This is a genomic window from Kitasatospora sp. NPDC001159 (assembly GCF_053598235.1).
Genome location: NZ_JBSFJV010000033.1, coordinates 65887 through 80982 on the forward strand (window position 1 = coordinate 65887; position 15096 = coordinate 80982).

Annotated in this window: 10 protein-coding genes and 2 pseudogenes; 7 read left to right on the top strand and 5 right to left on the bottom strand. The window is 72.4% G+C overall.

Going from position 1 to position 15096, the window contains the following annotated elements; all coding sequences use genetic code 11:
• Nucleotides 1–9: 9 nt before the first annotated feature.
• The 3 genes from blsF to ACWC9T_RS19120 form a co-directional block, all read right to left on the bottom strand.
• Complete coding sequence (gene blsF / locus ACWC9T_RS19110) at nucleotides 10–918, bottom strand: CGA synthase-related protein (protein WP_449822210.1); 909 nt, start codon at nucleotides 916–918, stop codon at nucleotides 10–12.
• Nucleotides 906–1907, bottom strand: a complete 1002-nt coding sequence (gene blsE / locus ACWC9T_RS19115; RefSeq protein WP_449822211.1) for a cytosylglucuronate decarboxylase — start codon at nucleotides 1905–1907, stop codon at nucleotides 906–908. The genes blsF and blsE overlap by 13 nt, the downstream gene beginning before the upstream one ends.
• Nucleotides 1908–1994: 87 nt before the next feature.
• On the bottom strand, nucleotides 1995–3197 hold the full coding sequence (locus ACWC9T_RS19120) for a hydroxymethylcytosylglucuronate/cytosylglucuronate synthase (RefSeq protein WP_449822212.1): 1203 nt from the start codon (nucleotides 3195–3197) through the stop codon (nucleotides 1995–1997).
• Between the two features lie 295 nt (nucleotides 3198–3492).
• On the opposite strand from ACWC9T_RS19120, the gene ACWC9T_RS19125 reads away from it, so the two are divergent.
• The 7 genes and pseudogenes from ACWC9T_RS19125 (at nucleotide 3493) to ACWC9T_RS19155 (ending at nucleotide 13073) form a co-directional block, all read left to right on the top strand.
• Nucleotides 3493–4275, top strand: a complete 783-nt coding sequence (locus tag ACWC9T_RS19125) for a class I SAM-dependent methyltransferase (RefSeq protein ID WP_449822213.1) — start codon at nucleotides 3493–3495, stop codon at nucleotides 4273–4275.
• Between the two features lie 1279 nt (nucleotides 4276–5554).
• Nucleotides 5555–7453: a putative Ig domain-containing protein gene (locus ACWC9T_RS19130; protein ID WP_449822214.1), complete on the top strand. Its 1899-nt coding sequence runs from the start codon at nucleotides 5555–5557 to the stop codon at nucleotides 7451–7453.
• A 130-nt stretch (nucleotides 7454–7583) separates the two neighbouring features.
• Nucleotides 7584–8045 (top strand): hypothetical protein, encoded by a 462-nt coding sequence (locus tag ACWC9T_RS19135; protein WP_449822215.1) that lies wholly within the window; start codon nucleotides 7584–7586, stop codon nucleotides 8043–8045.
• A gap of 526 nt (nucleotides 8046–8571) precedes the next feature.
• Nucleotides 8572–10236, top strand: a complete 1665-nt coding sequence (locus ACWC9T_RS19140) for a phospholipase D-like domain-containing protein (RefSeq protein ID WP_449822216.1) — start codon at nucleotides 8572–8574, stop codon at nucleotides 10234–10236.
• Between the two features lie 963 nt (nucleotides 10237–11199).
• The gene (locus tag ACWC9T_RS19145; protein WP_449822217.1) at nucleotides 11200–12600 is read left to right on the top strand and encodes a threonine/serine ThrE exporter family protein; all 1401 of its coding nucleotides are present in this window, start codon (nucleotides 11200–11202) and stop codon (nucleotides 12598–12600) included.
• A gap of 12 nt (nucleotides 12601–12612) precedes the next feature.
• Nucleotides 12613–12750, top strand: a pseudogene (locus tag ACWC9T_RS19150) (WhiB family transcriptional regulator); the annotation flags it as partial.
• Nucleotides 12751–12917: 167 nt separating this feature from the next.
• A complete protein-coding gene (locus tag ACWC9T_RS19155) occupies nucleotides 12918–13073 on the top strand; it encodes a DUF6131 family protein (RefSeq protein ID WP_449822218.1) in 156 nt (51 codons plus the stop codon).
• Between the two features lie 534 nt (nucleotides 13074–13607).
• Here ACWC9T_RS19155 and ACWC9T_RS19160 read toward each other — a convergent pair.
• Complete coding sequence (locus ACWC9T_RS19160; protein WP_449822219.1) at nucleotides 13608–14876, bottom strand: NAD(P)/FAD-dependent oxidoreductase; 1269 nt, start codon at nucleotides 14874–14876, stop codon at nucleotides 13608–13610.
• Nucleotides 14877–14892: 16 nt separating this feature from the next.
• Nucleotides 14893–15096, bottom strand: a pseudogene (locus tag ACWC9T_RS19165) (hypothetical protein); the annotation flags it as partial.

Sequence of the window (15096 nt, forward strand, 5' to 3'; positions counted from 1 at the left end):
GACGGGCGACTACAGCGGCGCGAGCAGCAGTTGGCGGACGGTACGGGCGAGGGCCTGGGCGCCGCGCAGGTCGTCCAGCTCCGGGCCGAGACCGGCCCACTGGACCTCGGCCGGCGGCGGCTCCCAGCAGGTCGGGTCAGAGGGGTCGGCCGTGGGGACCGGGACGAGGCGGGCGATCCGTTCGGCCAGGGCGCGTTGCGCGGGGCCGTGCGGGGGCAGGAAGGCGAGCGGGGCGCGGCGGGCGCGGGCCAGCGCGAGGGCGGCCATGGTGGGGGAGGCGAGCAGGAGTTCGGCCTCGGCGTGCCGGGCGTCGACATCGGTGTCGGCGGCGCGGACGGTGGTGGTGTCGGGCAGGTCGGCGGTGGCTGCGCGGACCTGGTCGAGGGAGGTGTCGCAGATGACGGTGCAGGAGCCGGTGCGGCGGACGGCCTCCCCGACCAGGGCGGGGAGCCGGCGGCTGGTGAATGCCTCGGTCTCCGTCGCGGGGAGACCCCAGAGGGAGATCAGCAGCAGGGTGCCCCGACGGTCGCGGTTGCGGGCCAGCCGGGCGGGGGCGAGCAGGCCGGTGGGGCGGATGCCGGGCGGGCGGTCCAGCCAGCCGGGCCAGTGGGCGCGGGTGAGCAGGCCTTCGGCTGGGTCGGTCGCCGGGGCCTCGGGCAGGGCCGAGGACAGGTGCAGCACCGGAACACCGAGGCGGGTGAGCCGCGCGGTGACCGCCTCGTCGTCGCAGACCAGGGCAGCCGCCGGCCGCTCGGCGTTGGCGGCGCCGAGCCTGGGTAGGTCGTCGAGGCGGGGCGGGTCGTCGAACCGGGGCAGGTCACCGAGGTGGGCGGCGATCCGGCGCAGGGCCAGCAGGGAGTCCAACTGCTCCTCGCGGCAGGCGAGCAGGACGGTCGCCCGGTTGGTCAGTACTGCCACGGCGTCACCGTCCCGAGCCGGGCGACGTCGTCGCTGTACCCCGCCGCCGTGGTCGAGCAGCCGCTGCACACCTGCGGGCCGCGCTCCCGGAAGTAGTCGACGTGCGCCCGGAAGGCGGGGGTGTCCAGCAGGATGACCCCGCTCTCACGGATCGGCGCGCCGCCGGGCCCGTCGGCGTCGTCCCGGTGCGGGATGCAGCTGCAGGCGTGCATCCGGCCGCGCTTGCCGTCGATGTAGATCACGTCGTCGGTGACGTGGCAGAGCGGCAGCGAGGCCCGAGGCGGGGTCGAATCCTCGAAGTACTGCCACTGCTCCTCGGGCGTGTCCCCGTAGAAGCGCTTGCCCATCGGGACCAGGAGGCTTGCCGGGTCGGCCGCGTACAGCGGGTCGCAGACGGCGCGTACGTGCTCCGGGTCGGGGTAGCGGATGGTGCGGTCTAGCTTGAGCGCTGACAGCTCCCACTGGCGCACGCCGGCCTCGGTCAACACCCGTTGGAGTTCGGGCATCTCGGCGTAGTTGTGCGGCCCGACCACGGTGTTGACCCGCGGCAGCACGCCGAGTTCGGCGGCGAGCCGCAGCCCGCGCAGACCGGCCTCGAACATGCCGGGGGAGCGGCGGTAGGTGTCGTGGGTCTCGGCCGAGGCGCCGTCCAGGCTGACGATCACCTGGGCCAGCCCGGCCGCCGCCAGGTCCTTGGCGTGCTTGGGCAGGAGGGAGCCGTTGGTGATGACCGACATCATCATCCCGGCCTCGGTGCCGGCCCTGACCAGCTCCACGACCTTCGGGTGCATCAGCGGCTCGCCGCCGGTGAAGCGGACGTACGCCACCCCGGCGGCGCGGGCCTTCGGCAGCAACTCGGCGAAGTCGGCGGGGGAGAAGCGGAAGGTGTCGCGGGACAGTGCGAAGTCGCACATGAAGCAGTCGGCGTTGCAGGCTTCGAGGATACGGATGAACAGGTAGCGGAGGCGCGGGTGCGTGGTGGAGGACACGAGGACACCTGGGACCGTTTCGTCGGGGACCGGTTCGTCGGTTGCACTGTTGCTCGCTCGGTTGCACGGCACAGCGCGGCGGGTACATCAGCGGGCGGGGGCGGTGGCCCCCAGGAGTTCGACCAGGGCGTCGGCGACCTGCGCCGCGCCGTCGGTGCCGACCGCCGTGGTCAGCGCCGTCCAGTCGATGCCCGGCTCAGCGGCCAGGTGTCTGAGCTTCTCGACGAGGCCTACCCGTACGGCCGTTGCCGTCCGCTGCCGGTCCAGGTCGGCGGCCCGGGTGATCCCGCCGTAGATCAGGTCGAGGGACTTCCCCTCGCCGTGGGCGCGTAGCGCGAGCGCCTCGTCCTCGGCGAACACCGCCGTGGGCCAGGGGGTGCGGGCCTCGACACCGAGCGCCTGGCTGTGGAAGCGGCCGTTGAAGATCTGGCTCAGGTTCTGCGGCGGCAGACAGAGCGTCGGGGTCCCGAGTCGCCCCGCCTCCAGCAGCGTGGTCAGCCCGGGGGAGGTGAGCAGCACATCGCACTCGGCGAGGCGACGCAGGAAGTCCTCGTGCGGGAGCGCGCCCACGGTGGTGACGGCCGGGTGCAGGCAGGAGTCCACCAACTGCGCGGCCAGCCAGGCGGGCAGGTTCCCCGCGATGTGCACCGCGGTGACCCCGCTCGCGGTCAGGGCCTCCAGCGCTGCCGGCAGCACGATGCGCGGATAGCTGGCCCAGTCGGCGAGTTGGGGCGCGCGCAGCCCGCCGAGACTGATCAGGGCGCTGCGGTGGCGCTGCGTCGGCGCGGCACGACGGGTGACTCCGCCGTCGGCGATCACCGCATCCACCCAGCGTAGGCGGGGTGCGGCCGCCAACACCCCGGCGCCTTCCGGCGGCAGATCCACGCAGCGCTGGGCGCAGTACACCTCGGTGTCCAGCGGGAGGTCGGGCCGGTCGCCCTCCGTCCAGAGGAACGGCAGGCTGTCCACGAACACCACCGGCACCCCGCACGCCCGCAGCGCCTTGGCCAGCCGCCCGTCCAGCACCACCAGCGCCGCCTGCACACGCTGCGCCCGGACGATCCGCCCGAGTTCCTCGCCCGACTCACCCTCCGGCAGGTCGAACCAGCGCTCCACCGGCTGCCCGGTCAGCACCGGCCGCCCCAGCCCCGAGGCCAGCCCGACGAATCTGAGTTTCCCTCCGCCGCGGTCGCGCAGGGCGGAGAGCACCGCGCTCAACTTCCCCGAGCTGCCCCACCCGAACTCCACCCCGGCCACAGCTACGGTCCGGACTCCCGCACGTGCCTTCATCCGTTCCCCGTCTCCCTCCCGCGCCACTCCGGCAGCGCCGCCGTAACCGCGCCCCCGCCTACCGGATCTCCTTCGCTCCGTATTCGTACCAGGCTGATCGGAAGGGGCGGTTCGACTACCTACGGAATGGTGGAGGCTAACCACCCCGCCAGGTGAAGTTGCCGTTCAGGGAGTTGACGAAGTGCGGTCAGATCGCGCGGCGCGACACACGGGCAGGAACGTGCCTGCACCTCGCCGGGGCCTCGACCCGATGCAATGAAGCCCGCTGCCGGGCCCGCACACCACATGGAGACCGATGGAACCCCTGGCCACCGACACCGTTCCGGTCCGAGTGCTCGACGTCTCGGGCGCCGACTACCGCAGGGCCTTCGAACTCTTCCTCGCCGGAACGGACGAGAAGCCCCGCACCCACGCCCGGCTGAGCGAGATCGCGGACGCCCTCCCGCACCGCCGCGTCCTGCTCGACATGGGCGCCGGTGACGGACGCACCACCGCTCACCTGGCCCGGCACTTCGACCGCGTGATCGCCATCGAGCCCAGCGCCGCCATGCGCGAGAAGCTCCGCACCACCTGCCCCGAGGCCCTCGTCCTCCCGGAACCGATCGACCGGGCCCAGCCGCCCGAGCCGGCCGACCTGGTCCACCTCTCGCACGTGCTCTACTACGTCCCGGAAGCCGACTGGCTCCCCACCGTCACCCGGGCCCTCGACTGGACGGCCCCCGGCGGCACCCTCCTGATCGTCCTGCAGAACCCCGACAGCCCCTGCATGCGGATGGCCGCCCACTTCACCGGCGTCCGCTACGACCTTCGCCCCCTCCGGGACCGCCTCCGCGTCCAACAGCCCTCGCACGGGTACGCCCTGGAAACCCTCGCCCTCCACTACCGCACGCCCCGCCTCAACGAGGCCGTCGACGTCGCCGAGTTCATGGTCAACGTCGCCGACCTCGCCACCCTCGACCCCCGCCCCACCCGCGCCACCCTCACCGCCTACGTCCGCGAGCACTTCACCCAGCCCGACGGCAGCTACGCCATCGGCCACACCCAGGACATGCTCACCATCCGCCGCGCCCCGGCGTGAACTATCGGGGGCTTCACTCGCTGCTCGAACCGGGCACGTAGTGCGCGAGGTAGGCAAGGAGCTCCGGATCGATCGTCGGCCCGCTTCTTGTCGGCGATCGCGCGCGAGGGGGAAGCCCTGGAGGAAGGGAGGTGGCGACGCGTCCGCTACCGGGATGTCACGGGCGGACGCGTCGACCTCGAAGCGCTGCGAGGGCCCCTCGACAGCGTCGGCACCAGGCCGATGGCGCGCGGCCCTTGGGGCGCGCACCGCACCGAACCCGAGCGATCGGCTTTCGGCACTCCCCCGATGGCCTCACTCGGCGCCCGGCCGCTGCGCCGGGTCCGTCCGCAGCAGCGACTGGATGACCGGTGCGAGCGGCCCGGCCCGACGCGGCGCGGGTGGCTGCTCCGCCGGCGGTCGGCCTCCACTGCCGTGTAGAGCGTGGCGCCGAGTGACCACAGATCCGCCTCGGGGCCGGGCGGACGGCCCGCGAGCCGCTTGGGCGCCCGGTACTCGGGGGAGGCGTCCAACGGACCGGCCGCGAACGCGCTGAGCACCGCCCGTCCCCGCCCCAGCACCACCCGGCCCGGCTCGACGGCCCCGTGCACCAGCCCCGACCGGTGCCCCCGGACCAGCGGGGCCGGGATCTGGGCGCCGACCCGGGCCGCCTGGCGCGGCGGCAGCGGCCCGTCGGCGGCGATCACCTCGGCGAGGGTCCGCCTTTCTACCATCGCTGCGCTCCAACCGTGCCTCGCCCCCTACGGCCAGTCTCCCGCCGAACCCCGTCGAGGGCCATCCGATGCAGTAGGGGTGGAGTGAGGCGTCGAACGGGGCTTCGCAGCCGAACTGACCTGTCCCGCCTTGGCGACGGCGGTTGTGGCAGCGCCTTTTCCCGACGGCGACGCTGCCGCGCGTCGGCGCGTCGAAGGCCGTTCACGGTCCATGTCGAAAATGTTGAGGATGCGACGTTTCACTGAATGGGAAAACTGTGTTCTGACCGCTATTCAGTGAATGGCTACACGCGTCAACTTCACTGCCCACCACGGGCCTCGCCTGCCCTGACGTCCATTCTTAATGATTCCTTACCCCTCGCCGTTGACCCGCGTTCATCAGCTCTGCTTTCCTTCATGCCCAGCAGGCGGCCCTCAGTCAACGGGCAGTCAATTCCGGGTGTCGGAACACGAGGCCGGATTTGGCGGTCGGTTGAATTCGCCGTCAGCTCCCTTCCCCACAAAGGGATCGTCCGCGGCCCCCCAGCCGTTCGGGCGATCGGTTACCAGAGAGGCACCCTCACCCCATGGGTCACTCCCGCAGTATGCGGCGCGCGAAGTACGCGGCGCTCACCGGAATCGCGTCATTCGCGCTCGCCGCCGCAGGGCTCGTCGGCGCGGCCGGACCGGCCGCCGCGCAGGACATATCCAGCTCCTCGGGCAGCACCGCCAACGAGTTCAACCCCTGGAACCCGCAGAACGGGCACCAGTACCGCCACGGCGCGGTGCCGGGCATGAAGCAGCACGAGAACTACAAGAAGTGGCTCGCCGCGCAGAACCAGGCCGCGGCCACCGGCCAGCAGACGCTGTCCTACGGCGGCGGCGTCGACGGCATCGGCGTGCAGAGCGGCCACTCCAAGGTCTACCTGGTCTTCTACGGCAACCAGTGGGGCACCCAGACCACCGACGCCAACGGGAACGCGAAGTTCTCCGGCGACTCGGCCGGCGCCGCCGGTGCCACCCAGCAGATGTTCAAGGGCATCGGCACCAACGGTGAGACCTGGTCGGCCGACCTGACCCAGTGGTGCGACGGCCCCAACGTCGCCTCCGGCGCGGTCAGCTGCCCGTCGAACGCCAACTTCATCCCGTACCAGAGCGGTGGCGTGCTGTCCGGTGTCTGGTACGACAACGCGGCCGCCTCGCCCAGCCAGGCCAGCGGCAACCAGCTCGCCCAGGAGGCCGTCAAGGCCGCCGGCCACTTCGGCAACACCACGGCCGCCGCCAACCGCGACGCCTACTACATCATCCTGTCGCCGCACGGCACCAACCCGGACGACTACCAGAACCCCACCACCGGGTACTGCGCCTGGCACGACTGGAACGGCGACACCACCCTCACCGGTGGCGCGGCCACCTCGCCCTACGGTGACATCGCCTTCTCCAACCAGCCGTACAACATCGACCAGGGCAGCAACTGCGGCGTCGGCTTCGTCAACTCGCCCGGCACGCTGGACGGCTGGACGATGACCCTCGGCCACGAGTGGCACGAGATGATGTCCGACCAGAACCCGGCCGGTGGCTGGACCAACCACGTGACCGGCAGCTCGTACAACGGCCAGGAGAACTCCGACGAGTGCGCCTGGATCAAGCCCGGCAGCACCGGCGGCGCCGCGAACGTCTCGTTCGGCTCCTACGGCTCCTTCGCCGAACAGGCCAGCTGGTCGAACGACACCAACTCCTGCGCGATCTCGCACACCATCCTGACCCACGGCAACACGGTCACCGTGACCAACCCGGGCAACCAGACCGGTACCGTCGGCACCGCGGCCAGCCTGCAGGTCAGCGCCAGCGACTCGGCCTCCGGTCAGACCCTGACCTACTCGGCCACCGGCCTGCCCGCCGGCCTGTCGATCAACTCCTCGACCGGCCTGATCTCCGGCACGCCGACCGCCGCCGGCACGTCCAGCGTGACGGTCACCGCGACCGACACCACCGGCGCCGCCGGCAACACCACCTTCACCTGGACCGAGTCCTCCACCTCGGGCGGCGGCAGCGCCGTCACCAACGGTGACTTCGAGGCCGGCAGCCTGACCGGCTGGACCGCCGCCGGCTCCGCCTCGGCCACCACGGCCGCCGCCCACAGCGGCAGCTACGGTGCCATGGTCGGCTCCACCAACCCGACCGGTGACTCCTCGATCGCGCAGACCTTCACCGCGCCGACCGGCTCCCGCACGCTGTCCTTCTGGTACAGCAACACCTGCCCGGACACGGTGACCTACGACTGGGCCACCGCCACACTGAAGGACAACACCACCGGCACGACCACCACGGTCCTCGCCAAGACCTGCGCCGCCACCGCGACCTGGACCAACCAGACCGCGGCCGTCACCCCGGGTCACTCGTACACGCTCACCCTGAGCAACCACGACGACAACTACGCGGGTGACCCGACCTACACCTACTACGACGACGTGACCGTCTCCTGACGATCGACGCGCCGAACGCACCGGGGTGGGCCTTGGGCCCGCCCCGGTGCGGTTTTTTGGTTCGAAGGGATCCGATCCGGCCTCCGACGCGTCGAATCGACACCCTCCAACACGGCACAAGGAAACCACTGTGAACCTGAGAAGACCCACCACCCTCGCCCTGACCTGCGCCGCCGCCCTGCTGGCCCTGGCCGGCTGCGGCTCGACCGGCACCACGACGGCCTCCTCCGCCCCGGCCTCCACCGCCTTGGTGCCCGCGACCACGCCGGCCGCGGTCACCGCGGACGAACAGGCCAACCGCACCACCCTCAAGGTCGCCGTCGGCGCGACCGTCTCCGTGGACCTACACAGCACCTACTGGTCCGCCGCCACCAGCTCCGCCCCCGACATCGTCGCCCCGGCCGGTTCCCCCGCCACCTCCCCGTCCCCCTCCTGCCGCCCGGGCGGGGGCTGCGGCACCGTCACCACCACCTTCGCCGCCCGCACGCCCGGCACCGCCCACCTCACCGCCTCCCGCACCATCTGCGGCGAGGCCCTCAACTGCGGGCCCGAGCAGCGCACGTACGACGTCACGGTGGAGGTCACCGGCTGAGCCCGGTGCCCGCCACGGGGAACGTCGCAGCCGGTGTGGTCCGGACAGCCGGCCAAGGCGTCCGCCTCGGTGGCGGTCCGGTGCATCGCGCCCTCCAGGCGCAGCCGGGCGAGGTGGCGTCGATGAGGAAGCCGACGCCGCTGCCGTCCTGGTTCACCGTCACCTTCCCCGCCTCGTACCCGAGGTCGGCGAGGGCGGCACGGGTGCTCTCGACCCGGAAGTCCCCGCGCCTGCGCAGCGGTTCGAGGGCACCCCGGACGCGCTTCACCGCCGCCCGGCCGTCGCGGCGCGGCTGTCCGTGCAGGGGGACCGGGATCTCGAACCCGTTGTTCCCCCGGTAACGGTCGGGCGGCGACGGCTGCCCGGTCGTCGTCGGCGTGGGAGTCGGCGCTCAGATTCTCACCAGCCCGGCCCGGAGCGACGGCGTCCTTCTTGATGAGGTCCTGACATTACCTCAGGTTACCTTAGGGTAATTTAATAGTGTCATCCGAGTGAATGTCACCGGCCTCTCATGAAGGACTTGTACGTGCTCGATCACCAGCCCCGCCGTTCCGGCCGCCGTCTCGCCGGTTCCGTGCTGGCCCTCGCCACCGCCGTCTGCGTGCTGCCCGTCGCCCCCGCGTTCGCCGATCCGGCTCCCGCCCCGGCCGCTGCCGGGCAAACCGACGCCACCCCGCACCTGGACGCGGTGGAGCAGACGCTGCGTCAGGTGTCGCCCGGCCTGGAAGGGACGGTGTGGCAGCGCACGGCGGGCAACCGGCTCGACGCGCCGGCCGACGATCCGGGCGGCTGGCTGCTGCAGACCCCCGGCTGCTGGGGCGACCCCTCCTGCACCGAGCGCACCGGCACCCGCCGGCTGCTCGACAAGATGCGCGAGAACATCTCGCACGCCACCCGCACCGTCGACATCTCGACCCTCGCGCCGTTCCCGGACGGCGCGTTCCAGAACGCCATCGTGGACGGCCTCAAGGCGTCGGTGGCCGCCGGGAACAAGCCGCACGTGCGGATCCTTGCCGGGGCCGCGCCGCTGTACAACATCACCGCGCTGCCGTCCAAGTACCGGGACGAACTGGTGGCGAAGCTCGGTCGCGCCGCCGGGAGCGTGACCCTCGAGGTCGCCTCGATGACCACCGCCAAGACCGCGTTCTCCTGGAACCACTCCAAGCTGCTGGTCGTCGACGGGCGGAGCGTCATCGCCGGCGGGATCAACAACTGGAAGAACGATTACCTCGACACCGCCCACCCGGTCACCGACGTCGACCTCGCGCTGACCGGTCCGGCCGCCGGCTCCGCCGGTTCCTACCTGGACACCCTGTGGGACTGGACCTGCCGCAACACCGGGACGTTCTCGGCTGCCTGGTTCGCCGCCTCCAACGGTGCGGCCTGCACCCCCGACCTGGAGCAGCGCCTCAACCCGCCGGCCGACCGGGTGCCCGCCACCGGCGGCCAGTCGGTGATAGCCGTCGGGGGCCTGGGCGTCGGGATCCGCGACAACGACCCCGCCTCCGACTACCACCCGGGCCCGGCGCCCGTCGCCGACGACGTCAAGTGCGGCCCGATCGGCCTGCACGACAACACCAACGGCGACCGTGACTACGAGACGGTCAACCCGGAGGAGAACGCCCTGCGCGCGCTGATCGCGAGCGCGGACAGCCGCATCGACATCTCCCAGCAGGACGTCACCGGCACCTGTCCGCCGATGCCCCGCTACGACGTACGGCTCTTCGACCTGCTCGCGGGCAAGCTCGCCGACGGCGTGAAGGTCCGCATCGTGGTCAGCGACCCCGGAAACCGGGGCACGGTCGGCAGCGGCGGCTACTCGCAGATCAAGTCCCTGAACGAGATCAGCGACACCCTCGCCGCCCGCCTCACCGCCCGCCTCGGCGACCCGGCCCAGGCGAAGACGACGATGTGCCAGAATCTCCAGCTCGCCCCGTTCCGCGCCGCCCCCACCTCCACCTGGGCCGACGGCCACCCCTACGCGCTGCACCACAAGCTGGTCTCGGTCGACGGATCCGCCTTCTTCATCGGCTCCAAGAACCTCTACCCGGCCTGGCTGCAGGACTTCGGCTACCTCGTCGAGAACCGCACCGCCGCGACGCAGCTCAACGACCAGCTGCTCGCCCCGCAGTGGCAGTACTCCCAGGCCGCCGCGACGTACGACTACACCCGCGGCCTCTGCCAGGGCTGACGTCGCACCACCCTTGCTGGTGCCGCCGGACGGAACGAGTCCGGCGGCACCGGTCCGCGGCCGCTGCACCGTGAGGGTGCCGGCAGGACACGAGGGGCCGGTGGAGCAGCTGTCGCCCGGCAGTGACGCCCCGGAGGTGGACGCTGCGGTCCACCGGCTGCTGGGCACCCGTCCCGCCGACGCGCGGCCCGGTGACGGCCCCGGGTGGGACCGGGCGGGCGGCGCGGTGGTGGCGCCCGGCCGCTGTGACGCCCAGTACGGCGAGTCCCATGGAGCTGGAACTCGCCTCCTCGGCGGACGCCGCGGTACCGGACGACTCCGTCGAGGGCGGCCACCTGACGGGCACCCACCTGGCAGGACTGCAGGGCGAGGTCACCCGCCGCTGGTCGTTCGCCCGTACGGAGGGTCGGCTCGACCTGGAGCTGGCGACTCCTTCGGGCTGCGCCCGGTGCGCGAACTGCGGCGCCTCCAGCTCCTGGGCGGCGACGACCGCTCGCTCATCGCCGAGGACCTGCACGGCATCGCCGACCCGCGGCACTACCGGCTCGCCCGGGAGCGGCCCGTCTGAGACCCGCGGGCGGCGGTCGGCTGCCGGCTCCGCCCACCCGCCTGAGCTGGTCTTCAGGTGATCCCACCAGCGCCCGGTGCCCGGCCGTACCCGGACGGCGGGCGCGAACGGTCCGCCGCACTCCGGGCGTGACGTTCACGAATTGATGGCTACGGGTAGTCAAGCAGGTGCGAAGAGTAGCAGGGCGGGGGGTGGTGCGGGGAGCGATGATGCCGGAACACGAGCGGTTCGGTGTGCGGGCCGAGGCGGAGGGTTCGGCCGGCCGACGCGTGCCGCCGCAGGGACGGTCCGGTGAGGCCCAGGAGGCCGACCCCACCCTTGGGCGGCCGCCCGGAAGGCCGACGGCGCCCCGGCAGGACACCGGTGCATCCGGGGCGCGGAGCGAGAGCGCCGACATGGACGCCGCAGCCCACTGGCCCGACCTGATGCTGCCGCTGTTGCGCACCCCGACCACCGCCCGTCCGCTGGTCGGTGACCGCGCGGTAACCGGCGCGGACGAGCCGGGGCCCGCCGAGGTGGCCGCCGTCCTGGACCTGGCACTGCTGGTGGGTGAGCTGATGCTGGCCTGCGGCGAGGCCGCGGAGGACGTCGAGGCGGCCATGCTCGCCGTCGTGCGGACCTACCGGGCCCAGCCCTGCGATCCCCAGGTCACCTTCACCCGGGTGGCGATCTCCTACCAGCAGGGCCCCGACGGGCCACCGACGACGGCCGAGAGGTCCGTGCGCCACCCTACCGGGGACTACGCGCGGCTGGCGGCGCTCTTCCGGCTGGTCACCGAGATCACCGTCGGCGGACTTCGCGTGAACGACGCCCACCTGCGGCTGAGGGCGGTTCGCCGGCACTGCCGCCGCTACCCCGCCTGGGCGCTGGTCCTCTCCTCCGGCCTGCTGGCCGGCGCCGCGGCGATGCTGCTCGGCGGCCGGGCCGACGCCCGGGCCTGGCTGGTGTTCGTCAGCGCCGTCGTCACGGCCATGGCGGGCGACCGGCTGTCGGCGCTGGTCGGTCGCCATGACCTGCCGAAGTTCTACCGGATCGCGACGGCCGCGACCCCGGCCGCGGTGGTCGGCATCCTGATGTCCTTCAACCGGCTGCACCTGCGCGGGCCGGAGGTGATCACCGGGGGGCTGTACGCGCTCCTGCCCGGATGGCCCATGGTGGCGGCGGTGCAGGACGGCCTCGCGGGCTTCTACCTCACCGCCGCCGCGCGGCTGCTGGAAGTGCTGTACCTGATGGCGGGCGTGGTCGTCGGGGTGATGACCGTGCTCTACGTCGGCGTCAACAACGGTGCCGACCTGGCGGCCCAGGGCGTTTCGGCATCGTCGTCGAACCCGCCGCTCCAGCTGGCGGCGGCGATCCTGCTCGCCCTGACCTTCGCGGTGCTGCTCAACACCGAGCCGGGCACGCTGCCGGGCGTCCTGGTCAACAGCGGGGCGGGCTGGTCGACGTACGCCGTGCTGGTCGACGCCGGTGGGGAGCCCATCATGGCCACCGGCCTCGCCGCGGTGCTGGTGGGCCTGTCCGGCCAGCTCATGGCCCGGTACCGGGGAAGCTCTGCACTGCCGTTCGTCACCGCCGCGCTGGGGCCGCTGCTGCCCGGGTCGCTGCTGTACTTCGGGCTGGTCGCCTTCGTCCGGGGCGAACCCGAGACGGGGCTCAGCGGCCTCGGGCGCGCCACGGCGACGGCGATGGCCCTCGCCATCGGCGTGAACCTCGGCCGCGAGGTGGCCCGGCTGTTCCTCCCGGCGCCGGGCGTGGCCCCGGCCGCCCGTCGGCGCAGGGGCCGCCACCGTCGCTGAGGAGCGGTCGACTGCGGCGGCTGCGAGGTCCGGGTGGAGTGCCGCCGTCACGCGCTTGCCGTGCGGGAGCCGTACGGCGTCCGGGGCGGGCTGGCCGAGGAGGAACGCCGCGCCCTGTTCACCGGCGATCCCGTCCCCTCGGCCGGATGACTTTCGGGGGCCGGTCAGGGGTTTACCGGGCCCGTGGGGCGGTAGACGCGGCTTATGGGCCCGGCCGGAGAAGTGACGGCTCCACCGCCCAGGGGCGGCGGCGGCGCCGAGCGCGCCGCAGCCGGCACCTCCCGTCAACCGTCACCGTCACCCTCAGGGAGGACATCGTGATCGTGCTCGGCGTCATCCTGCTCATTGTGGGCTTCGTCATCGGGATTCCGGTCCTGTGGACCATCGGCGTCATCCTGCTCCTCATCGGCCTCGTCCTGTGGGTGGCCGGAGCCGTCGGGCACTCCGTCGGTGGACGTCGCCACTACTACTGACCCGCATCCCAGTCCATTCGCCGCGGACCCCTGAGCCGGAGCCGTCGCGCTCTGCGTCCGGCCGGTCGTCGGGCCCGGGCCTGCTGTCGGGGAGGAGCCCGTCTGCTGTTCCATCGGGACCCGGCCGGCAAGCAGCATGTGCACCGGGCGTTGCAGCGGCTCGCTGAGGGCGGGGTGACCATCGTGCCCCCGGCTTTGTCAACGACCCGCACCCCGGCGGCCCCGGCGGCCACCCGCCGGGGCCGCCGGATCGGAGGTGAGCATGCGGACACGGTGGTCCGGCCAGCCCGGTCGCGCAGGTCGCCGGCGGCGCTACGCTGTCAGGAGGCTGCCGCCGGAGAAGCTGCTGCCGGACACTCTCGGGCTGGTCCTGGTGCCCTTCATCCCGGGGGTTCGGTCCGTCCCCCGCTGGACAGGGTCTACCGCCTCGGGTGGCGCGACTACTACCGGGACCGCCGCTGACCGGGCGCCGAACCGACCCCAGCGGGTCCGGAACCCTGCGGCCGCACGGGGCACGCGTGGGGATCCGAGCCGTCAGGAGGCCAGGGTGCGCGACATGCCCTTGAGGGCGAACTCCATGGCCTGCCAGGGGCGCCCGCCGTGGAACGGACGGCCGGCGCGGAACCGGACGGGCAGGTAGAGGCCGAGGGCCTTCTTGCCGAGGCGCCAGAGCGGGGAGGTGCCGACGCGGTAGGCGTCGCCGGCGTCGGCCGCCACACGTACGGGCCGAGCCGGGTCGCCGGTCTCCTCCAGCGGCACCTGGGCGAAGGTTGCCTTGTCCAGCATCTCCATCACACACATGCTGATCGGTTCGAACGGCCTTGGCCGGGACAGCAGTTGGGGGTCGACCACGGTGCAGATGTGCTGGCTGACGGCGTCGGCCTGGAGAAAGGCCAGGAAGGCCTGCTTCACCGGGAAGTCCCCCGCGTCGCCCGGCGCGTAGATCCTCGGGTGCCCGCGCACCTGCCGGGTGTCCGCGTGGGTGTGCAGGAACCCCCGTTCGTCGTGCGGCAGTTGCTGGTAGTCGACGGCGGATACGTACGGCGGGAAGGCGACGAGCAGGTCGTACGGGCGGACGGAGCCGTCGGCGTAGCGGACCTCGTCGTGGCCAACCTTCTCCACCACGGCCGAGGTGTGTCCCTCGATGCCCCGGGCCGCGAACTCCTGCTCCACCACGTGGTGCAGCCGCGGGCCGAAGGCCTGGATGTAGCCGGACTCGTAGGTGGTCCAGGTCAGGTCGACGTACGGCCGCAGGTTCGCCCGGCGCAACCAGGTGTCCAGCATGAACGCGATCTCGTACAGCGGCCCGGCGCACTTGTTGTTCGGCGGGACGAGGAACAACACCCGGCGGTGCTGCCGGGCCTCGGCGACCTCCTTGAGCTCCTGGAAGCGATGCCCCAGCGAGCGCATCTGGCGGGGAGTCCACACCGCCTGGGCATGCTCGGCCAGGCCGGGCACCTCCTGCGGGCGCATCGCGGCGCCGGTGGCGAGGACCAGGAAGTCACCGCGCAGCCGGGTGCCGTCGGTGAGGTCCACCGCCAGGGCGTCCGGATCGACGTCAGCCACCGTGCCCTGGTGGAAGACGATGTGGCGGCGGAACAGCGGTCCGGGCAGGTGGATGTGGAGCGGGTCCTCGTCGGCGCCGAACGGCAGGTAGACGGTGTTGGGCTTGAACAGGAAGTCCTCCCGGTCGGCGGCGAGCGAGAGCCGGACCCGGTCGCCGAGCAGATGGCGCAGCCCGAAGGCCGTCTCCAGTCCGGCGAAGCCGCCGCCGACCACGAGGATGTGCGGTTTCGGGTTCATGTCGGTCGTTCCTTGCCTATGCGGAGTCGATGATCGGGGGGCCTTCCGGGAGGATGATCCGGCCGCTGATCCCGCTGGGCCGGATGCGCATCCAGGTGTCCCGGGCCAGGGTGCCGTCCTCGGCAGTGCGGTACAGGATGGTGGCGTCCAGCACCCGGTAGTTGACGGGCAGCGCCACCAGCCCGCGCGGTGCCGTCAGGATCACCCGGCCGACGCCGCC